Raw genomic sequence first — 19,625 nt, forward strand, 5'->3', positions numbered from 1 at the left:
AAATTCGGTCAAGAAGAAGAAACCTACAACATCGTTGCAGCCCACGGCTACTTCGGTCGTTTGATTTTCCAATACGCTTCTTTCAACAACAGCCGTTCTTTGCACTTCTTGTTAGGTGCATGGCCAGTAGTCGGCATCTGGTTTACCGCTTTGGGTATCTCCACGATGGCTTTCAACTTGAACGGTTTCAACTTCAACCAATCGATTATCGACTCTCAAGGTCGTGTCATCAATACCTGGGCTGATGTCATCAACCGCGCTAACTTGGGTATGGAAGTAATGCACGAGCGCAATGCTCACAACTTCCCACTCGACTTGGCTGCTAGTGAAGTCACTCCTGTAGCTTTGGTTGCTCCTTCTATCAATGGCTAAGTTTTAGTCTGAGATTGACAAAAAGCGCTCCTAGAAATAGGGGCGCTTTTTGTTTGGGAAAAAATATTTTTTTAGACTTTATTCATATCGTTTCCGGTTGCATCGGAATGATTTAACCGCAGAGGGCGCAGAGAACGCAGAGGGAGAGAATACAGAGATGAATACAGGACGATGCTACCGGATTTGATATCACATATCTAGTGGGAGCATCTGTGCTGCGAGTAAAAACCGTTTTTTTGGAGTGCGAGCATCCCGCACAGCACAGTATATACATATAGCGAGGGGGACGATCGCACCCAGAGTAAAAGCAAAACTGAGATGCTCCCTATCTAGTCTGGTAAAATAACCGTTATAACTTTTGTAGTGAGGACGGAAGTCCGAGCGAGTTTTATGAGGACTTCCGTCCTCACTATAAACCAATTTTATTCTGGTTGTTCGAGCGGACATAATATGATTAACGACTAATAACTAATAACTAATAACTAATAACTAATGAGTGATGACGATCGAGTTTGATGATTCCAATGCAGCCGGAAACGAGATTAGCAGTAAGGGTGCAATGCACAAATGGCTTTCGGTGGTGGGGATTGGCGAAGACGGACTTTCGGGATTGAGTGCGATCGCCTTTACCCTCCTCTCTCAATCTCAAGTCGTTGTCGGCGGTGCCCGTCACCTCGCAATGCTACCAACCGACGACACCCGCGAAAAATTGGTTTGGGCTTCGCCCCTACAAGCAACAGTCGATCAAATCATCCGCCGCCGGGGACAGTCTGTGTGCGTGCTCGCAAGCGGCGATCCCATGTGTCACGGCATCGGCGTCACGCTGTCGCGCCAGATTCCCATTTCGGAAATGACTGTAATTCCGGCGGCATCGGCTTTTAGTCTTGCTTGCGCCCGTTTGGGTTGGCCATTAGCCCAAGTTGAGACTTTCAGTTTGACAAATCGCCCGATCGCATCGATCGCCCTTGCTTTCTCGCCGGGGGCGCGCTTGCTGGTGTTGAGCGCTGACAGACACACGCCGGGAAAGGTGGCACAATTGTTGACACAGCGGGGGTTTGGTAGCAGTTTGATGACTGTGTTCGAGCGGATGGGATCGGGATCGGAACGTCGGAGCGAGGGGGTCGCAGCAGCCTGGAATGCAGCGGATTTGGCTGATTTGAACACGATCGCGATCGCAGTTGCAGCCGATCGACAAACTCTTATCCTCCCCCGAACTGCGGGTTTGCCGGATGCTGCTTATCGCCACGACGGACAACTTACCAAGCGGGAGGTTCGAGCCGTTACTCTGTCAACGTTAGCACCGATTCCCGGAGAGTTGCTTTGGGATGTGGGGGCGGGCTGCGGTTCGATCGCGATCGAATGGATGCGGAGTCATCCTCGGTGCAGGGCGATCGCGATCGAACGCCACCCAACTCGACTGCAATACATCGCCGAAAATGCCTCGACTTTCGGCGTTCCCGAACTCGAAATTGTGGCGGGATCAGCGCCGGAAGCCCTGACAAATTTGCCTCAACCGAATGCTATTTTCATCGGCGGCGGTGTCACCGCAGAAGCTGTGCTGGAAACTTGCTGGAATGCTTTAGGTGAAGGCGGCCGATTAGTTGTTAATGCGGTGACAGTTGAGAGCGAGTTTAAAGTTTTGCAATGGCACGATCGTTATGGCGGGGAACTCATTAGAATTGGGATTCAGCGAGTAGGGGCGATCGGTTCTTTTCAGGGTTGGAAGCCGCTTGCGCCGGTGACTCAGTGGGCGGTAGTTAAGGGGTAAAAGGACTTACCCAGGCGCGATCGAAGAAACCGGGTTTTTGACGAAATCTGCGGGCTGTCACGCGTATTCTCAGCCAAAAAACCCGGTTTCACCGGCCCCCATGCGTAAGTCAAAAGGTAAAAGGCGATCGCTCTATTTCCATCTTTGATATCTAAGTGAATGAAGCAGTTATAAACACGGCGAAAACGTAATAGCTTCTTCAAATCTAGCAATATAGAATACCCGATAGGCGTCTTCTGTCCACTATGCTAAGATGAAAGCTGGTTTACATTTTTTGATGAGGTCGTTATGACCAGTTCGCTGTCTCCTACAAGAATTTCTCGCTATGTCACCCGCAATCCTGAAGTTTTGCAGGGGGAACCGATTATTGCAGACACTCAAGTTACTGTACGGGATATTGTGGTGTTTTGGAAATCGGGAATAAAGCCTGAAGAAATCCCACAGAAGTTACTTCAACTCGTGACGGCGGCTCAAGTGTTTGATGCCATTAGCTTTTATCTGGATAATCAGCCAGAAATTGACGATCGGATTGCTTGGTATGAGGCGCGTCCGATGTTGAATGTTTCACCTCTTTTGAGATGTAATCCGTTGCTGAATGAAGTCACGAAATATGTTGAAGCATATCGCCACGATCGAAATGCCGATATCGATTTTCCTGAGTCTGAGACCCTATGACTCAATATATTCTCGATACCGACCATATCACACTGCTGCAACACTCTAATCCACTCATATTGCAACGTTTTGAAGCTCTCCATACCAGGGATGTTGCTATTACTGTCATCAATGTTGAGGAATTGATTCAGGGCTGGTTCAATGCAATTCGTCAAGCTTCGCAACCCGGACAGAAGCAACGCTTAACTTGGGCTTATGTGGGTTTGAGATCGGCTGTTAAATTTCTCAACGATTTTCTCGTTCTGGATTTTACCGAATCAGCTTGCGAGCAATATTTGGCGCTGCGCCGTCAGGGAATACGAATTGGGACACAAGACTTGCGGATTGCGTCCATTGCTTTGGTTAATAACTCAATTTTAGTGACGCGAAATCGACAAGATTTTGCACAAGTGCCAGGACTGGTTTTGGAGGATTGGACATAACAATTGCCAAGCCCAGCTTATGTGGCATTTCCAACTTCTGCGAGATGCCAGAAAGTCATGCCACCTTCATTATGACTGAGCAAAATCCCCAAATCTTCGAGGCTTTCTAAACAGTCGAGAATGACTTTTTGTTTGCGGCTGGCTGCTTTGAAATGGGCGGTGACTTGGGCGGCTGTCCATTCGCCGCTTTGGGTGCGGAATAAGTCGCGGATGGCCCAAAGTTGCTCTTTGAGGGTTTTGGGGAAGGGTTGTTGTTCCGTGGGGGCGATCGAGGTTTCGGTTCCAGTGGTGATACCTGCAAGGGATGGTTGCACGTAGGTTTCGCCGGGGGCTTGGTAGTCGGGACGTAGCCAGCGAATCAGTCCGTTGCGTTCTTCCTCGGCGCGTTGGGCGTTGAGGGTGACGAGGTTTTCCAGGATTTGGTCGTCGGTGAGGGTGGGTTCCCAACCATAGGCGGCAAATACGGCGGCATCGAGTTCGTCGTGGATTTGTTTGAGGGTGGAGACTAGGGCTTTTTGCTTGAAGGCTTTGTCTTTGTCGTCGAGGGGTTCGCCTTGGCGGAGTTTTTCGAGGAGGTTGTACATCCCGGTGATGGTGACTTCGGGGTGAGTGGCTTGGACTCGTTTGCGGTGGCTGTCGAGGCGTTCTCCGAGTTCGCGGATGGTTTGTTTTTGGGTGTCGGTGGGAGTGGGGAAGGGGAAGGGGTCGAAGACAATTGACGGTTTCCATCGCAAATCATTTCCCTTGCCCATTCGCGGTGCAATCTTTTTAAGCCATTTTTGATGTACTAAGGATTCTAAAATCCCTAAAATCCAGGCATCATCTGATGCGACTGTGTAAAGCTGAACATCCGGCAAAACATCACTATCAACAAAAAAGAATGGCTTAAATTTAGAAGTGTCTGGCGTGACAATAAATCGATTCAAATTGTTGACAGCTTTTCTTAATCCTGGTCTTTTCTCGCCAAAAAGCCACCAATTATCCCGATTTGATTTTCTATTTTGCTGATCTCGAAATGGCTTAACTGTTGTTAGAAGCCTTTGGAATAATAGAGGAAACTGTTGAGAGGCTTCATCTTTAGATAGACCGAAAAAATCAATAATCCACTTTTTCTGAAAACTTTGAACTAAATCTCTCCCAATCGCATACGATCTGATGACTGACGGCAAATTCTGCTTGTCTAAATCAAGCTGTTGGAAATCATGTTCTTCAATTATAAACCCTGTGCCTAATGGAATAACACCCTGAAATGAGATGCCATCATTTGATTTTAACGGTTTCATTTTGACTGTATCACGGCCAACAGTCAAATCAGAATTAATCAATCCCTTAAATACCTCAAATTTTAAAATTTCATTTTCATTTTCTCCCTGAGATTCATACTTGACTTTCATCAAAAAGCCTGAAATTGACGGTTCGGGTGTCACGACAGTCATAGCAATACGTACAGCAGCACCATCTTTACTATCTGTCCAAGGATGATCGGCAATAGCAAAGTAAAGAGATATTTGTTTATCGCCGACATAATGGTCTAGAACTTTCCTATTGAATGATTGAACAATACTATTTGTTGTAATAAAGCCAAACCTTTGAATTTTCTTCGACTTGGCAAGATTTGCTGCCTTCTCCCACCAGTACATTACAAAGTCAACCGTATCTGACAAGTTTTGGTAAGTCTTCCTCAAGCATTCAACATACCCGTCATCAAGGCTCTCACGCATTCTCTTATTCCCAATAAACGGCGGATTCGAGACAATATAATCTGCCTTTTGCCACTGGGCCGCCCTCGGATTTAAATACCGATAAATCGTTACTTTGTCTGTAGGATCGGGAATATCTTCCCCCGTCACCGGACTTTTAATCATCCTTCCGCCCCAGCGAGTTCTCACCTTCCCCGCCGCATCCACATCCGGTTCCCTCCCGTCATAGGCCAACACGGCATCCCGGCATTCAATATTGTTGTACTCGCGCAACACAGGTTCGATCGGCGGAATGTCGCCAAACCGCCGAAAATGCCACTGCAAATACCCAATCCAAATCACCAAATCTGCGATCGCCGCCGCCCTAGGATTGATCTCAATTCCCAAAAACTGACTCGGATTAACTTGAGCAATATCTAACAGCAACTGCGCCGATCCGGTGACATCCTCCAAGCGTCGCAACACCTCCGATTCCAACCCCTTCAACAAATCCAATGTCACATACAGGAAATTACCAGATCCGCACGCCGGATCGAGAATCTTCACCTGTTGTAACTCCGTCAGAAATGCCTCTAAAACTGATATCGCCTTTTTCCTTTGATTTGCAGTCGGTTCCGATTCTCCCGCGTTGAGCAACTGTTTAACCTCCGCTTGTACCGCAATCCAGCGATCGCCCAAAGGTTCCATCACCACAGGCTTTACCAACCTTTCCACATAGGATCGCGGCGTATAATGAGCCCCCAACTTACTCCGTTGCCTAGAATCCAGCGCCCTTTCCAACAACGTCCCAAAAATCGCCGGTTCCACTTTGCACCAATCCCGCTTCGCCGCCTGCAACAAAACTTCCAACTGCGCCTTTGTCAACGCAAACGCCTGCGACTCCGCAAACAATCCCCCATTAAACCGCAACAGTTTGCCATGAAAACCAAAACTCGTCCCCTCATTCATCGCCTCCCACAGCGCCTCTACCTCCGGCTTAAACGTCTTCGGATTGAGAATCCATCGCGTTTCCAGCGCCTGCGTAAACAAATGTTCTTTCAACAACCCCACATCCTCAGCAAACATGGTGAAAATACAGCGCATCAAAAACTGCGCGACTTGCTGCGGATCGACATTCCCCTCCATCCGCTTCGCCAACTCTGCCAAATCCGCCGCTACTTCCCGCGTCACCCGCGCTGCAATTTTCTCTGGATTGCGCTGCTGCGGATTGCTAAAAATATCCACAAACAAATCGAAAACATCGGCTTTCTGCAACTCAATTAGCCCAATTTCTCGCCGCGCCCCATAGCCGCCATAATCCCCGCTAAAACCCATCCATAATTCAAAATGATCGCCAATATCGCAAGTTAACAAAAAGGGCGGTTTGCTGCTGAGACTGCGGGTATAGGCAACTGCCTGCACAAACGCTTTTTCCATCTCTCGCAAATAGGTATTTGTCCCCCGCTTTGCCGTTCCTTTTTTGCTCGTTGTTCCGCCCTGTTTTGCCTCGATTAAAAAATGATCGGCTTTGTAAAAATCAACAAACCCCGGAGTTACTTTGCCGCTGGGGTGAAAAATTTTGACATCCTTATCAAAGCAGTAGGGATCGTTGGGAATTCTGCCTTTATCAAAAGGGCGATCGACTCCCAGCGCATCGCACATTTCGGCAAAAAACAACTGGTAGTTTGCCCGTTCGTTACCGCTAGAACCTGCCCAGCGTGTGATGAATGTTTCGACTCGCGTGCGATCGGCTTCATTCATGTTTCAACCCTGTTGCTTGCTTTTTCCTGATTCTATAATTAGATCGGTTTGAATTTTCGATTTATCTTGCGATTTTGCTTTAAGCTGTTACGCATTTAAATTGGAAAATCGGGATAGGCTAGAAGCCCGTCCCACAAGAGTTTTATTGATTTTTGACACACAGTTTAAATGTAGAACAGCTTATAGCAACCAGGCGGTTAGGACGCTTTACTATTGATATTTGCTATAATATACTTGACGATATTCCTAGATACAGGCGGAGTCAAAAACCCGGTTTCTGCCTTAAAGTCGATCGTTCACAACGAAGATTTTGCTTGGCAACCCGGTTTTTATGGCTTTAGTGCTTCAAAAATACCTCAATAAATCTATGAAAATTAGAGCGATCGTACATCCTGCAGAAGAAGGTGGCTATTGGGCAGAAGTTCCAGCGCTTCCCGGCTGCATTACCGAAGGAGAAACGATAGAAGAAGTAATAATTAATTTAAAAGATGCTATTGAAGGTTGGCTCGAAGTTGCTAATAGTCGTGAAGCAATTGCCTCCACAGATAGAGTTGTGGAAATTGCTGTAGGAAATCTATTTCTGGCAAGCGACTTTGCAAAATAGTAGAGCATAAAGGTTGGGTTTTGAAAAGAGTTACCGGCAGTCATCATATCTATGAAAACCCGGAACTAGAACAAATTTTGTCAATTCCTGTTCACCGAAATCAAGATTTGAAAGTTGGAACCTTGAGAGCCTTAATGAAAATAGCTCAGCTATCTGAGGAAGATTTACAAAGTTTTTCTTAAGTATAGCAGGTTCCATAAAAATCAGGAATTACGTAATTTCTCAAACAAATAGGTTGGGTTTAACACAAGTAACCCAACCTATTAATTAAATGAGACTTAAGAGTTTAGCCTTGATTCACAACGGTCGGTTTTAAACTTTCCTGTGACTTCGATCGATCTAAACCATTTTGCACTTCCACAGATTCCTTAATCGGTTTCCGGGCTTCAATTAAACTCAAAGCTTTGTTGACACCTTCAGGTAAAATTACTACCAAACTGCCGGCCGGCGCCTCGTCTAAAGCCTTGTTAACGGCCGTTGTTTCGTCGAGAATCAACTCGTATTCAACTTGAGATTTGTTTGCGGTTCCGGCAGAAATCGCCTCGGCAATTCCCTGGCAAATTAACTTTGCCACAACACCGGGTTCTCGGCCGCGCCTGTCAATATCTTCTTTGACAATGATACGATCGAACATCTCGGCCGAAAGTTTGCCCAGCGTGACAAAATCTTCATCTCGCCGGTCTCCGGGGGCACCTACTACCCCGATCCGCCGTCCCGGCCAATTCAGCACGAAACTGCCCAAAGCTTTGTAGCTGTGGGGGTTGTGGGCGTAGTCGAGTAAAGCGTGATAGGTGCCCAAATTAAACAAATTCATCCTTCCGGGAGTTTGACCGACGGATGCTTGGAAGCTTGACAAAGCAGCGCGAATATCTTCTATTTTCAATCCTTGGGCAAAAGCCGCCAAACAAGCTGCTAAAGCATTAGCAATCATAAACGGCGCGCGCCCGCCCATCGTCAGCGGCACGTTCACAGCCTGCTCAATTCTCAGCGTCCAATCGCCTTTTAAGATCGACAAGTACCCATTTTCGTAAATCGCTGCCAGCCCGCCCGCCGCGGTATGTTTGGCAACCAGTTCGTTGTCCGGGTTCATGGAAAAATATGCAATTTGAGCCTTGACACGCTGCGCCATTTGTGATACTAGCGGGTCGTCTGCATTCAAAACTGCATAGCCTTTGGGCATTACCGACTCGACGAGGACGCTCTTGAGTTTGGCCAGTTGTTCCACGGTGTCGATGTCGCCAATGCCCAAGTGATCGGCTGCGACGTTCAAGACGACGCCGACATCGCACTGATCGAAGCCGAGGCCCGATCGCAAAATTCCGCCTCTGGCAGTTTCCAACACGGCCACTTCCACCGTCGGATCGGACAAAATCAATTGAGCACTCTGGGGCCCGGTATTGTCTCCGGTTTCGACCAAATAATCGCCGATGTAAGTGCCGTCGGTAGTTGTATAGCCGGTAATCTGACCTGTCTGCTTGACAATGTGGGCTAGCAGGCGAGTGGTTGTCGTTTTGCCGTTGGTTCCCGTTACCGCTAAAATTGGCACCCGGCTGGGTTGAGGCGAGGGGAATAGCATATCGAAGACGGCGCCGGCGACGTTGCGGGGTAAACCTTGACTTGGGGCGACGTGCATTCTGAAACCCGGTGCTGCGTTGACTTCGACGATGACGCCGTTGACATCGCGCAGGGGTTGGGAAATGTCGGGAGTTACTACGTCAATGCCGGCGATGTCCAAACCGATAATTTTGGCGACTCTGGAAAACAGCCAGACGTTTTCTGGGTGGATTTCGTCGGTGCGATCGACTGCAATGCCACCGGTACTCAAGTTTGCTGTCGCGCGCAAAAATACTCTTTCGCCGGCGGGCACTACGGAGTCCATCGCGTATCCTTGTTTTTGCAGCAAATCCAGGGACAATTTGTCGATCGTGATCCGGGTGAGCACGTTGTCGTGTCCGTCTCCTCGCTGCGGGTCGCGGTTTACTTCTTCAATAAGCTGTTCTACTGTAGACTTGCCGTTACCTACGACGTTAGCGGGTACTCGTTCTGCGACTGCTATGACTTGCCCGTTGACTACCAATACTCGGTGATCGCGGCCGACGTAATAGCGCTCGACAATGACGCTTTTTGTTTTTGATGCTGCGCTGGCTAAGTCGTAGGCTTCTTCTGCTGCTTCCCAGGAATTGATGTCGATCGTAATGCCGCGGCCGTGGTTGCCGTCTAGGGGTTTGAGGACGATCGGAAAACCGCCGACATCTTCGATCGCCCCGCGCAATTCGTCCAAATAATGAATCACCGTCCCTCTGGGAACCGGCACGCCGGCGCTGGCGAGGATATTTTTGGTACCTTCCTTGTCACAGGCAAGTTCTACCCCCAAAACTCCCGTCCGGTTGCTCAGAGTTGCCTGAATCCGCTTTTGGTGAACCCCGTAGCCGAGTTGAATCATAAACCGGGCGCTCAAAGGTATCCAAGGAATGCCGCGCGCTTCTGCTTCCTTAATCAGTGTTTCCGTGCTCGGCCCCAGGGCCGCCGACGCAGCAAACTCTTTGAGGTCTCTCAAATCTTGGACTAATTCGGCTGCTGGATAAGTGCCTGTATCGGCAATACTTTGGCACATCCGCACGCCCGCCCGGGCTGCATAGCGACCGGCTTGTTCGTTTTGATACTCGATTACTACTTGGTAAATACCTGGGGTCGCAGTCTCGCGGGTACGGCCGAACCCGACCGGCATTCCTGCCATTTCCTGAAGTTCGAGGGCGACGTGTTCGATTACGTGTCCCATCATTGTGCCTTCTCTGACCCGTTGCAGGAATCCTCCCTGATGGCCTGGAGAACAGTGATGGTCGTTCAAACTCGGAAGTGCGGCGATCAACCCTTCATAGAATCCAGGAATTTCCGCTGTGGTTTTATCTGCCCACTCCTCTAAATCCAGACGCATCAGGACGAGTTTCTGGCGTCTGATGCTCCAGTAGTTGGGGCCGCGTAATGTCTGGATTTTAAGTATTTTCATGGCAGTTAGAGGGGTATGGGGCGCGAAATCTTATAGATAATTGGAGCATTTATTCAATTTCGATCTAGATTGCTCGATCGACTGTTCGCTGCGAACAGTTTGGGAGTGAATTTCCAGTTATGGGCTACCCAATTTAAAATTCATGCCCCTGCGATCGGCTAAAAACTACAGGTACATGGCTAGCAAAAACTCAAAGCCTGAAGCTAGAATTTTCTGTGGTTCGGTCTCCTGGGGTCAGACCGTGGCTGCTTCGGCATCTATTCTATTGTTGTATCCATGATTCGGCCGGAATGCCGCCTAATTTCTGCCGAATCAATGACAAGAGATGTTCTACCTTAGTTGGCTGTGCGGCATTCGGGGGGCCAGCCAGACTCGGAACACGCTCCCGATGGCATGGGTTTGCCTTGGGGCATATTGTAGCAATCTCCGTGACACAGAACGTGCAAGCGCATATTGAACAGACTTAAGGGTTCTGTCGCTCCTACCATAGATTCATTGGTATAAAAATTTTCCCTAGAATCAACAATAGTCACAGTGCCTTTACCGAGAATTTTCATAGTATCGTCTCCCTCAAACAAGGCGCAGGTGTCTTCGTCAATACCAATAGCGATGCGATCGGGATGACAAGCCACAGCCGACAGCAAGCGAGCCATGCGATTGCGGTTGTGAAAATGCTGGTCTACGATGATCTCAGGAATAATGTTAAGTCCGTTTGCCATGTCTACTAAAGAGCGGTTCGGCGGGGCGCCACTCCCACCGCCTGCAATCATGTGATATCCCATCACCGCAGCACCCGCGCTGGTGCCAGCGAGGGTAATCTTGCCTTCGAGAGTTTCTTTGCGAATTTTCTCCATCAGCGGGGTGTCCGCCAGGAGCCCACAAAGCCGCAGTTGGTCGCCCCCTGTGATGAATACGCCCGTACAGTCTTCTAAGTAATCTTTCCAGACGGGGTTTTCGCCTTGTTCGCGTTCGCGGATGTCTACTACTTTGACTGCGCTAACGCCCATTTCGTCAAATATTGTGCGGTAGCGGTTGCTAATTCCTTCGGGATCTCGCGAAGCGCACGGAACGATCGCCAGCCGAGCGTTTGCACCCCCAGCACGGCAAAAAAAGGTGTTCAGAATCTCTCGCCCGTGAACTTTGTCTTCGGCTCCCCCGATGACCATAATCGAGGTTTTTGTGCGCGGGGGAATATTGTGTTCAAGGGCTTGAGATGTCAACTGCTGCATGGTGTGTCTTCCTCTGTTGGATGTGAAATTCAATTTTGCCGTGGCTGTGGGTAGAATGGGGCTTTTTAAGAATAAATATTTTTTGGTGCCAGCGAGGTGCGATCGGCGATCGCGCGATCCCGCAGTTGTTTGGGGGCGAGTTTACTTGCAGTCGCTGTCATGAAAAACAGATTATTTTTGTACAAAACCGGCCCGCCGACAAAGGAAGAGAATTTAACTTGCCAAAATTTTCAGAAATTATAAGAAATTATAAAGAATAAAGCAATTACTGAAAACTGAACTCCCCCTAAAGGTCAAACTAGAGGTGATGTATCAATGAAATTCCAATAATTGTGCGATTTGACGTTGTTACCCTATTTCCAGAATTTTTCCGGGCTCCCCTAGAGTCGGGACTGATGGGCAAAGCCTTAGCTAAAAAGATTGCTGAGGTGAATTTTGTCAATCCCCGCGATTTTACCACAGACAAGCACCAGCGAGTCGATGATGAGCCTTACGGGGGCGGAGTGGGGATGCTGATGAAACCGGAACCGATTTTTGCTGCGGTGGAGTCGCTGCCGGTTTTGCCACGGCGGGAGGTGATTTTGCTGACTCCCCAGGGGGAACCGATGCAGCAGGCGATGTTTCGGGAGTTGGCTGCCGATCGCGATCAGTTGGTATTGATTTGCGGTCATTATGAAGGTGTGGACGATCGAGTCCTGCATTTAGTCACTCGCGAGGTATCGTTGGGCGACTTTGTTCTCACGGGAGGCGAAATTCCAGCTTTGGCTTTGATTAATGGGGTTTTGCGATTGCTGCGGGGAACTGTGGCCAAGGAAGATTCGCTAAAGTTTGAGAGTTTTGAGGACGGACTTTTGGATTATCCGCAGTACACTCGACCGGCGGATTTTCGGGGATTGAAGGTGCCCGACGTGTTGCTGTCTGGTAATCACGCAGAAATTGCTCGCTGGCGCAGGGAACAGCAAATTGAAAGAACTCGATCGCGCAGGCTGGATTTGTACGATCGGTGGTTGCAGGAGAGGGAAGAATAGGAGAAAGGGCGATCGCACGAGTGGTCAATCGATTTTAGATTTTCGATTTTCGATTGACTTGCGCGAGATAAATGCGGGGGACGCAAGGATTTTTGATTTTCGATTTGGGATTGATTCCACGGATAAATCACGTGGCGGATACCACCTTTGAAATTCATGGTCAGAAACCGGGTTTTTTGCGGTAATACTTCGTGGTAGTCCACAGATTCGGTAAAAAACCCGGTTTCTTTGGTCTTGATGCGTAAATCTCGTATATTTAAGAGCCTAATAAATTTTGGATTCGCGTTTGTAAGTCTTTGAGTTCAGGAGAGCACTCATCGAGAAGTCCCCATAATTTTCTAGCGTTTCCAGCATTAACCCTTCTCTCCCCTCCACAAGCTTTAGGATTGCCATAGCTGCTAAGGAAATCAGCAAAAAAAAATATTTAACACTCGGCTCTGCCTTAAAAAATAAATTCACTTATCTCCCTGAAAATATGAAATAATTGTCTTCTACTATACTTACCCAACCTTCCTTTTACATGAACATCCGCATCGGCAATGGCTACGACATTCACTGCTTAGTTCCCGATCGTCCTCTCATCCTAGGCGGTGTCAATATTCCCCACGAATTAGGCTTACTCGGCCACAGCGACGCCGACGTACTTACCCACGCTATCATGGACGCGATGCTCGGAGCTCTCAGTTTAGGAGATATCGGGCTGTATTTCCCGCCGACTGACCCGAAATGGAAGGGTGCTGATAGTCTCGTATTGCTGGCACAAGTCAATCAGTTAATATTAGATAAAGGCTGGGAAATCGGCAATATTGATTCGGTGGTGGTGGCAGAACGTCCAAAGCTGAAACCGCATATTGAGCAAATGCGCGATCGGCTTTCTACTGTCCTACAATTAAAACCTGACCAAATCGGCATCAAAGCTACTACCAACGAAAAGCTAGGCCCCGTTGGGAGAGAAGAAGGAATCGCAGCTTACGCTGTAGTTTTGTTAGTGCTAAAATAGAACTTTAATCTACGTTTTAGGAAGACCAAAACCATGCAAACTGAAACCTTGGATTTAGAGTTACCCATTGACGCGGATATTATCGCATTGGATAAGGACGATCGGGTAGTCGTGCTAATCGAAGTTAAAATTATTGAAGCTCAAGAACCAGCAGCAAAGCAAAGGATTGCTGACTACATGATATCTTGGATGAAAGCTGCGTTAGCGAAGATATCCGAGCAGCGCACACTCATTCCCTATGCGATGTTTGTTGACACCGAACAAATTCTGATTTTCAAATGGGACGGAGTAAACTTATCTGAACCTGTTTGTTCTCTAAACACTGGTGAAATACTTCGCCATTATGAGCCGGAATTTGGCAGCAAACGGATCTTTAAGCGATACCTAACTAGACTGGTTGAAGCATGGCTGCGCGACTTAGCTTATAATTGGAAGTCTGAGATTCCCACCGCGTCAGAACAGATAGCAAAAATCGGCTTGCTGCCGCTGCTAGCAGGTGGGACGACAAAATCAGGGGTAGAAATTGGTGGCAATTTTATATATCGAGACTAACTTTCTGATGAGCATTGCTACGGGACGCGATCCAGACGCTAACAACTTGTTGGTGAGTGTACCGACATCAGTCAACATAGCAATACCAAGTATTTGCTGCATGGAATCACTTTCGGCTTTAGAAGACGAAATCAAGCGACGAAACCGTTTTTTAGGTGAAATGGAAAAACAAATCAGTCAGCTAAAGCGAGATAAAACTTCACCCTCTGCCCAGTCTCTTGTCTTCCACTTAGAGGAATCTCTCAATGAGAATGAGGTGTTGCTCAATGATATTAATGCACGTCTTTTTGCTGCTCTTGATTTGTTGGCTATAAAGATAGAAATGCTCCCATTAACAGCAGGCATACTTCGAGAAAGTTTGAATTCAATTTTTATTGAAGAAGACCCGACAGACAATTTGATTCTGCACTGCATCTTGAATCACGCACACTTACATCCTAATGAAGTTAAGGTATTTTTGAGCAATAATACAAAAGAATTTGGTCTGCCGAAAGTTCGAGATGCTTTGCGGGAAGTAGGAATAATGAAGTATTTCTCGGTCACGGAAGATTTTCTCGGTTGGCTACAGTCTCAGTCGTAGTTGCACTGAAATGGTATAGTTAAAAGTTATGAAAATTTCTATGATGGTACATTCAAGACTGCGCTGGCTCGTGATTTTACTGGCCGCAATTGCCACTATAACTATGTCTGCGTGCACTCCGGTGCGATCGAACTTAGTAAACAGACTCATCGTTCCCACCCCCAGCGGCCCAGCTACCTTTAACTACCCGCTAAATCAATCTGCATACAGCGTCTTTGGCTATATGTACGAGGGATTGATCAACGAAAACGGCTTGACATCGCAGCTAGAACCCGGTTTAGCCGAGTCCTGGGAAGTGTCTAAAGATGGCAAAAAGATTGTCTTTACCCTGCGAGAGGGCTTGAAATGGTCGGACGGCCAACCGATGACTACTGATGACATTATCTTCAGCTATGAAAAGATTTATTTCAATGACAAAATTCCTAGCGGTTTGAAAGATACTCTGAGAGTTGGGATGAGTCGCGAATTCCCAAAAGTTAAAAAACTTGACAGCCGCCGCGTTGAATTTTCCGTTGCAGAACCCTTTGCTCCATTTATTAGATATGCTGGGGGAATCCCAATTTTACCAGCTCATATTTTACAGGAAGCTGTCGAAAATACAGATGCAGATGGTAATCCTAAATTCCTGACTACTTGGGGCACGGATACTGATCCTAAAAAAATTGTCGGAAATGGTCAATATCGAATGCTGAGCTACACTCCCAATCAGCGCGTGGTTTTGGAACGAAATCCCTATTTTTGGCGCCAAGATGCAGAGGGAAATTCTCAACCTTACATCCAGCAAATTGTTTGGCAAATTATCGAAAATACAGATAATCAACTGCTGAATTTTCGATCGGGCGATTTGGATACTCTGAATGTGGAGCCGGAAGTGTTTCCGCTGCTGAAACGGGAGGAAAAACGCGGCCAATATACGGTCTTTAACGGCGGCCCAGATACTGGCAGCGTGTTTATGTGTTTCAATCTGAATAAGGGGCGCAATGCTCAAAATCAGCCGTTTGTAGACCCGGTTAAGTCTCGCTGGTTTGCGAGTAAGGAATTTAGGCAGGCGATCGCCTACGGCATCAACCGATCCGCCATGACTAACAATATCTATCGCGGACTGGGCGCGCCGCTGCATTCCCCAATTCCGGCGCAAAGCCCGTTCTACCTGTCCCCAGAACAGGGATTGAAAACTTACAGTTACGATCGACAAAAAGCCAAAGAGTTACTGTTAAGTGCTGGATTCAAGTATAATAGTAACGAAGAATTGTTGGATGCTGAAGGCAACAAGGTGCGATTTACTTTGTTGATGGCGGCAGGTAAAAAAGTTCGGGAACAAATGGCAACGCAAATTAAGCAAGACTTGGGCAAACTGGGGATGCAAATTGATACGCAGTTCCTGAGTTTTAACACTTATGTGGAAAAGCTGCGATTGACGCGGAATTGGGATACTTACCTCGGCGGTTTTACGGGAGGTACTGAACCGCACAGCGGCTACAATATTTGGTCTGTTAACGGCACACTGCACAGTTTCAACCAAGGCCCGCAAGCCGGAGAACCGCCGATTCAGGGTTGGCAAGTTTACGACTGGGAGCAGAAAATCGATGACCTTTACGTGAAAGCTTCTCAGGAGCTTGATGAGGCGAAGCGCAAGGAAATTTATGGGGAGGCGCAGCGGATTATAGCGGAACAAGTGCCTTTTGTTTATATGGTAAATCCGCTGACTTTTGAGGCGGTGCGCGATCGCGTTTCGGGAATTCGCTACAGTGCCCTCGGCGGTGCTTTCTGGAATTTGTACGAGTTGAAAATAACAGAATAGTCAGTCGATTTTAGATTTTAGATTTTAGATTTCATTTAGTCTAAAGATGAATCTGGGAACTTGAACAAGAGTCTAAAATTGTGCCATCGCGATTTAAGTTGGGGGCTTGTATCCGTTTTTGGGCAGGTCATTAGTTAGCAGTCATTTGTTATTAGTTTATGGAACCTAAAATTTTACAGCAGTTACTCGAATCAGTTGCCACTGGCGATATTAGTCCGATCGCCGCTTTAGATAAATTAAAGCATTTTGACTTTGAACAAGTCGGCGATTTTGCCAAAATTGACCACCACCGCACTTTAAGAACCGGTTTTCCTGAAGTAATCTGGGGCCCAGGGAAAACGCCCGACCAAATTGTTGAGATTATCGAGGCGATGCGCGGGCGAAATTCGGCGGTGATGGCGACACGAATCGAAGCGGAAGTTTTCGAGCAATTGCAACAAAAAATACCCGATTTGTGCTACTACCAAAAGGCTCGAATTTGTGCAATTTCTCCTAATTCCCCAACTCCGCAGCATCCGGGTACTGTGACTATTATCAGTGCGGGAACGGCGGATTTGCCTGTAGCGGAAGAAGCGGCAATTACTGCGGAACTTTGCGGTTTTCAGGTGCGACGTTTGTGGGATGTCGGAGTTGCCGGCATTCACCGCTTGCTGAGCAACCGGCACGTGATTGCTGATGCTGATGTGTTGATTGCTGTTGCGGGTATGGAAGGTGCTTTGGCGAGTGTGGTTGCGGGTTTGGCAGATTGTCCGGTGATTGCTGTGCCGACGAGTGTGGGTTACGGCGCGAGTTTTGGCGGGATTGCTCCTCTTTTAACTATGCTCAATTCTTGTGCGGCTGGTGTGGGTGTGGTGAATATTGATAACGGGTTTGGGGCGGCAATTTTAGCTTGTCAAATTCTCAGAAGTGCTGGCCGAGTGGGGAAAATGAAAGAGGAGGAGAATCGGAGAGAGGGGGAATAGTTTTGAGTTTTGAACTGAAATCCTGAATCAGGGAGGGTTCTCTTGGCATTGCCCCTACTCCAAACAGGTTTCTTTGTTCTTCATTTACCTGAAATCTGCTGTAATTTTTCGAGTGCAGTGCGAGCGCCCCCCTCGCGAAGACCGCTCGCGCTATAGTTAGAAACCCCTTCCATCAGACTCTTGAAACCGCATCTACACAAACTCTCGTCCCAGCAGAGGGCGACTAAAAAATACAGGAGGTATTATTAAAGCCGGGTTTAATATTACTTGCTAGCCAGCCAAACCGGATAAGCAGATGAATCCTCAGCTTTTAACTTTTGCGCCTGATAACTCTTGCTAGTCCAACTAGCTACTGTTTGCAGGTTTTCTGTCAAAGAACTTTCGCTGCCAAATGCTTCAAATCCCAAAGTCCACCACGCGCTGCCGTTAATGTTCAACTGAGTAAGTTCCACGGTGCAACCTTGAGGAATGGGGGCTTCTACTGGCACTGACATTACCGCACCCGACTCCGAAACGTGGTAAAGACGCTGCGCTCGCTTTTTCTTGACTCCCACCCACTTTCCTGTCGCCAAAATATCCGCCGGTATCGGCGCCATCGTGTCCGCACAAACCCACTTCAGCCACTTTTCGGCTTTGCCTTCCCAGCGGTTGCCGAAGGGCATTGTCCCCAACTCTCCCTGACGCCACTTTACCTCCAAGGTTTTCCCACGTAGCTTCACTCCTAAGTAGTCGCAGCTTGGTACTAGCAAATATATGTCTTCCCGCTCTTCGGGAGGCGAAAGATACGTGCCGAGACTCTCGCTTCCAAACCATTGATTGATTGATTTTGGCAGTGCACCGCTATAAAACCACCGCATTTCCAGACTGGCCCGCATAAATTTTTCCTCCGTTCCACAATTTTCGTCAAACCCAGACTGGATTTGCCATACACCATCGACTTTTGTGCCTCTCCACTCTATCCTCCCCCCTCTGGGGCCCAGAGTCTACCCACAGTCATACCATTGTTAGATTTTAGATTTTAGATTTGAGAATTGGGAAAGACTGACTAGATAAGGGTTTAGAGCTTGCCTACAGTTGCAGTTTTTTTATAAACTGGTGTCAGATCGGGGTATTTAAAAAAAAATTCTCACAATCCTTTACATATCTTCACAAGTCTGTTACATTTAGTTACAGTACACTAAAAACCATTTAGGAAAAAAAACATGAGTAACAGAGGCTTAATGCTGGACGACCAAGGCAAAATGAACAATTTTGCGATCGAGCCGCAAGTATACGTCGATGACGAACCCCGCACCGGCTTTACCCCCTACGCAGAACGCTTAAACGGCCGCCTTGCCATGATTGGCTTTGTTTCTCTCTTGGCTTTAGAAGTTTCGACCAAGCACGGGCTGATTAGCTGGCTGACTCACCTGTAATGATTTTGTTAACAATTAAACTATCTGGCTATGGATCGCTGGCGTTACACAAACAGCGATCCATAGCTTAACTATTTTTAGGGGCAAGGTTTGGTGAGACAATTAAAATTAAATATTTTACTGTTACCCTACCCGTAAAAAGAATGCTCAAACGAATTGCGGCAATACTTCTGGTGGTTCTAAGCCTCACCTTGACAGGTTGTGTGTCTAAAGTCACCGGACTCAAAAGCTACGTTGATACTGGCGATGGCTATCAATTTCTCTATCCTAACGGCTGGCTGCCGATCGCGGTTTCTAACGGGCCCGATGTGGTGTTCCGCGATTTGATTCAGCAAACCGAGAACGTTAGCGTGGTAATCAGTCCAGTCGCAAAGGACAAAACTCTGGCGGATTTGGGATCGCCGACGGATGTGGGATACAAGCTCAGCAAAAGTGCGATCGCCCCGGCTGATTCGGGCCGCGAAGCTGAATTAGTCAATGCAGAAGCTCGTGAATCGCGATCGAAAAACTATTACATTTTAGAATACGCCGTTAAGTTGCCAAACCAAGAACGCCACAACTTAGCGAGTGTAGCAGTCAGCCGCGGCAAACTTTTTACCCTTAACGTTTCCACTACCGAAGAACGCTGGCCAAAGGTAAAAGAAGCTTTTGAGAAAGTTGTTAAATCTTTCTCTGTTTATTAGTAGGTTAAAAAGTAGTTGGGAATGGGGAATAGGGCGCAGGTCATTGGAGATGAGGAATATTTTAGTTGATTTTTCTTTCTTCTTCCT

At 47.6% G+C, this 19,625-nt stretch carries 18 protein-coding genes and 1 pseudogene; 14 read left to right on the forward strand and 5 right to left on the reverse strand.

Going from position 1 to position 19,625, the window contains the following annotated elements:
* Positions 1 to 372: pseudogene (locus QUB39_RS24340) on the forward strand (photosystem II q(b) protein); the annotation flags it as partial.
* A 189-nt stretch (positions 373 to 561) separates the two neighbouring features.
* On the opposite strand, the gene QUB39_RS24345 reads toward QUB39_RS24340, so the two are convergent.
* Positions 562 to 792 carry a hypothetical protein gene (locus QUB39_RS24345; RefSeq protein ID WP_333107821.1) on the reverse strand — a complete coding sequence of 77 codons (231 nt, stop codon included), beginning with the start codon at positions 790 to 792 and terminating at the stop codon, positions 562 to 564.
* Positions 793 to 871: 79 nt separating this feature from the next.
* On the opposite strand from QUB39_RS24345, the gene cbiE reads away from it, so the two are divergent.
* The 3 genes from cbiE (at position 872) to QUB39_RS24360 (ending at position 3,237) form a co-directional block, all read left to right on the forward strand.
* Positions 872 to 2,140, forward strand: a complete 1,269-nt coding sequence (gene cbiE / locus QUB39_RS24350; RefSeq protein ID WP_445243061.1) for a precorrin-6y C5,15-methyltransferase (decarboxylating) subunit CbiE — start codon at positions 872 to 874, stop codon at positions 2,138 to 2,140.
* 288 nt (positions 2,141 to 2,428) lie between these two features.
* Positions 2,429 to 2,815, forward strand: a complete 387-nt coding sequence (locus QUB39_RS24355) for a DUF433 domain-containing protein (RefSeq protein WP_333057493.1) — start codon at positions 2,429 to 2,431, stop codon at positions 2,813 to 2,815.
* Positions 2,812 to 3,237, forward strand: a complete 426-nt coding sequence (locus QUB39_RS24360; protein ID WP_333211501.1) for a type II toxin-antitoxin system VapC family toxin — start codon at positions 2,812 to 2,814, stop codon at positions 3,235 to 3,237. The genes QUB39_RS24355 and QUB39_RS24360 overlap by 4 nt, the downstream gene beginning before the upstream one ends.
* A 17-nt stretch (positions 3,238 to 3,254) precedes the next feature.
* Here QUB39_RS24360 and QUB39_RS24365 read toward each other — a convergent pair whose 3' ends face one another.
* The gene (locus tag QUB39_RS24365; RefSeq protein WP_333211499.1) at positions 3,255 to 6,677 is read right to left on the reverse strand and encodes a DNA methyltransferase; all 3,423 of its coding nucleotides are present in this window, start codon (positions 6,675 to 6,677) and stop codon (positions 3,255 to 3,257) included.
* Between the two features lie 367 nt (positions 6,678 to 7,044).
* Here QUB39_RS24365 and QUB39_RS24370 point away from each other — a divergent pair, with 367 nt between their 5' ends.
* Together QUB39_RS24370 and QUB39_RS24375 are read left to right on the forward strand one after the other, a co-directional pair.
* Positions 7,045 to 7,281, forward strand: a complete 237-nt coding sequence (locus QUB39_RS24370) for a type II toxin-antitoxin system HicB family antitoxin (RefSeq protein ID WP_333057498.1) — start codon at positions 7,045 to 7,047, stop codon at positions 7,279 to 7,281.
* A gap of 20 nt (positions 7,282 to 7,301) precedes the next feature.
* Complete coding sequence (locus QUB39_RS24375; protein WP_293247374.1) at positions 7,302 to 7,463, forward strand: type II toxin-antitoxin system HicA family toxin; 162 nt, start codon at positions 7,302 to 7,304, stop codon at positions 7,461 to 7,463.
* Positions 7,464 to 7,567: 104 nt separating this feature from the next.
* On the opposite strand, the gene cphA is transcribed toward QUB39_RS24375, so the two are convergent.
* Together cphA and QUB39_RS24385 are read right to left on the reverse strand one after the other, a co-directional pair.
* Positions 7,568 to 10,288, reverse strand: a complete 2,721-nt coding sequence (gene cphA / locus QUB39_RS24380) for a cyanophycin synthetase (protein WP_333057490.1) — start codon at positions 10,286 to 10,288, stop codon at positions 7,568 to 7,570.
* Between the two features lie 335 nt (positions 10,289 to 10,623).
* Positions 10,624 to 11,517 (reverse strand): cyanophycinase, encoded by an 894-nt coding sequence (locus tag QUB39_RS24385; RefSeq protein ID WP_333057489.1) that lies wholly within the window; start codon positions 11,515 to 11,517, stop codon positions 10,624 to 10,626.
* A 332-nt stretch (positions 11,518 to 11,849) separates the two neighbouring features.
* Between QUB39_RS24385 and trmD the strand changes: the two genes are divergently transcribed.
* The 6 genes from trmD (at position 11,850) to larB (ending at position 17,440) form a co-directional block, all read left to right on the forward strand.
* A complete protein-coding gene (trmD, locus tag QUB39_RS24390) occupies positions 11,850 to 12,545 on the forward strand; it encodes a tRNA (guanosine(37)-N1)-methyltransferase TrmD (RefSeq protein WP_333057488.1) in 696 nt (231 codons plus the stop codon).
* A 520-nt stretch (positions 12,546 to 13,065) separates the two neighbouring features.
* Positions 13,066 to 13,545, forward strand: coding sequence for a 2-C-methyl-D-erythritol 2,4-cyclodiphosphate synthase (gene ispF, locus QUB39_RS24395; RefSeq protein WP_333211506.1), 480 nt, complete (start codon positions 13,066 to 13,068; stop codon positions 13,543 to 13,545).
* Positions 13,546 to 13,578: 33 nt separating this feature from the next.
* Positions 13,579 to 14,097 carry a hypothetical protein gene (locus tag QUB39_RS24400; RefSeq protein ID WP_333057487.1) on the forward strand — a complete coding sequence of 173 codons (519 nt, stop codon included), beginning with the start codon at positions 13,579 to 13,581 and terminating at the stop codon, positions 14,095 to 14,097.
* Positions 14,072 to 14,677: a PIN domain-containing protein gene (locus QUB39_RS24405; RefSeq protein ID WP_333057486.1), complete on the forward strand. Its 606-nt coding sequence runs from the start codon at positions 14,072 to 14,074 to the stop codon at positions 14,675 to 14,677. Before QUB39_RS24400 ends, QUB39_RS24405 begins: the two co-directional genes overlap by 26 nt.
* 40 nt (positions 14,678 to 14,717) lie before the next feature.
* Complete coding sequence (locus QUB39_RS24410; RefSeq protein ID WP_333057485.1) at positions 14,718 to 16,478, forward strand: ABC transporter substrate-binding protein; 1,761 nt, start codon at positions 14,718 to 14,720, stop codon at positions 16,476 to 16,478.
* 158 nt (positions 16,479 to 16,636) lie between these two features.
* The gene (larB, locus tag QUB39_RS24415; RefSeq protein ID WP_333211494.1) at positions 16,637 to 17,440 is read left to right on the forward strand and encodes a nickel pincer cofactor biosynthesis protein LarB; all 804 of its coding nucleotides are present in this window, start codon (positions 16,637 to 16,639) and stop codon (positions 17,438 to 17,440) included.
* Positions 17,441 to 17,703: 263 nt separating this feature from the next.
* On the opposite strand, the gene QUB39_RS24420 is transcribed toward larB, so the two are convergent.
* Positions 17,704 to 18,315, reverse strand: a complete 612-nt coding sequence (locus tag QUB39_RS24420; RefSeq protein ID WP_333057483.1) for a hypothetical protein — start codon at positions 18,313 to 18,315, stop codon at positions 17,704 to 17,706.
* A 327-nt stretch (positions 18,316 to 18,642) separates the two neighbouring features.
* Between QUB39_RS24420 and QUB39_RS24425 the strand changes: the two genes are divergently transcribed.
* Positions 18,643 to 18,855 (forward strand): high light inducible protein, encoded by a 213-nt coding sequence (locus QUB39_RS24425; protein WP_190659021.1) that lies wholly within the window; start codon positions 18,643 to 18,645, stop codon positions 18,853 to 18,855.
* A gap of 143 nt (positions 18,856 to 18,998) precedes the next feature.
* Positions 18,999 to 19,538 (forward strand): photosystem II reaction center PsbP, encoded by a 540-nt coding sequence (psbP, locus tag QUB39_RS24430; protein ID WP_333057481.1) that lies wholly within the window; start codon positions 18,999 to 19,001, stop codon positions 19,536 to 19,538.
* The last annotated feature ends 87 nt before the right edge of the window (positions 19,539 to 19,625 follow it).

Origin of the sequence: Microcoleus sp. AT8-B5 (genome assembly GCF_036705565.1) — a bacterium.
Lineage (GTDB): Bacteria > Cyanobacteriota > Cyanobacteriia > Cyanobacteriales > Microcoleaceae > Microcoleus.

Excerpts from the sequence above, each read along its gene's own strand:
- larB (WP_333211494.1), top strand. The coding sequence starts at position 16,637 with ATGGAACCTAAAATTTTACAGCAGTTACTCGAATCAGTTGCCACTGGC.
- QUB39_RS24410 (WP_333057485.1), top strand. The coding sequence starts at position 14,718 with ATGATGGTACATTCAAGACTGCGCTGGCTCGTGATTTTACTGGCCGCA.
- QUB39_RS24385 (WP_333057489.1), bottom strand. The coding sequence starts at position 11,517 with ATGCAGCAGTTGACATCTCAAGCCCTTGAACACAATATTCCCCCGCGC.
- psbP (WP_333057481.1), top strand. The coding sequence starts at position 18,999 with ATGCTCAAACGAATTGCGGCAATACTTCTGGTGGTTCTAAGCCTCACC.
- ispF (WP_333211506.1), top strand. The coding sequence starts at position 13,066 with ATGAACATCCGCATCGGCAATGGCTACGACATTCACTGCTTAGTTCCC.
- QUB39_RS24355 (WP_333057493.1), top strand. The coding sequence starts at position 2,429 with ATGACCAGTTCGCTGTCTCCTACAAGAATTTCTCGCTATGTCACCCGC.
- QUB39_RS24400 (WP_333057487.1), top strand. The coding sequence starts at position 13,579 with ATGCAAACTGAAACCTTGGATTTAGAGTTACCCATTGACGCGGATATT.
- QUB39_RS24370 (WP_333057498.1), top strand. The coding sequence starts at position 7,045 with ATGAAAATTAGAGCGATCGTACATCCTGCAGAAGAAGGTGGCTATTGG.
- QUB39_RS24365 (WP_333211499.1), bottom strand. The coding sequence starts at position 6,677 with ATGAATGAAGCCGATCGCACGCGAGTCGAAACATTCATCACACGCTGG.
- QUB39_RS24425 (WP_190659021.1), top strand. The coding sequence starts at position 18,643 with ATGAGTAACAGAGGCTTAATGCTGGACGACCAAGGCAAAATGAACAAT.
- cphA (WP_333057490.1), bottom strand. The coding sequence starts at position 10,288 with ATGAAAATACTTAAAATCCAGACATTACGCGGCCCCAACTACTGGAGC.
- cbiE (WP_445243061.1), top strand. The coding sequence starts at position 872 with ATGACGATCGAGTTTGATGATTCCAATGCAGCCGGAAACGAGATTAGC.
- QUB39_RS24360 (WP_333211501.1), top strand. The coding sequence starts at position 2,812 with ATGACTCAATATATTCTCGATACCGACCATATCACACTGCTGCAACAC.
- QUB39_RS24420 (WP_333057483.1), bottom strand. The coding sequence starts at position 18,315 with ATGCGGGCCAGTCTGGAAATGCGGTGGTTTTATAGCGGTGCACTGCCA.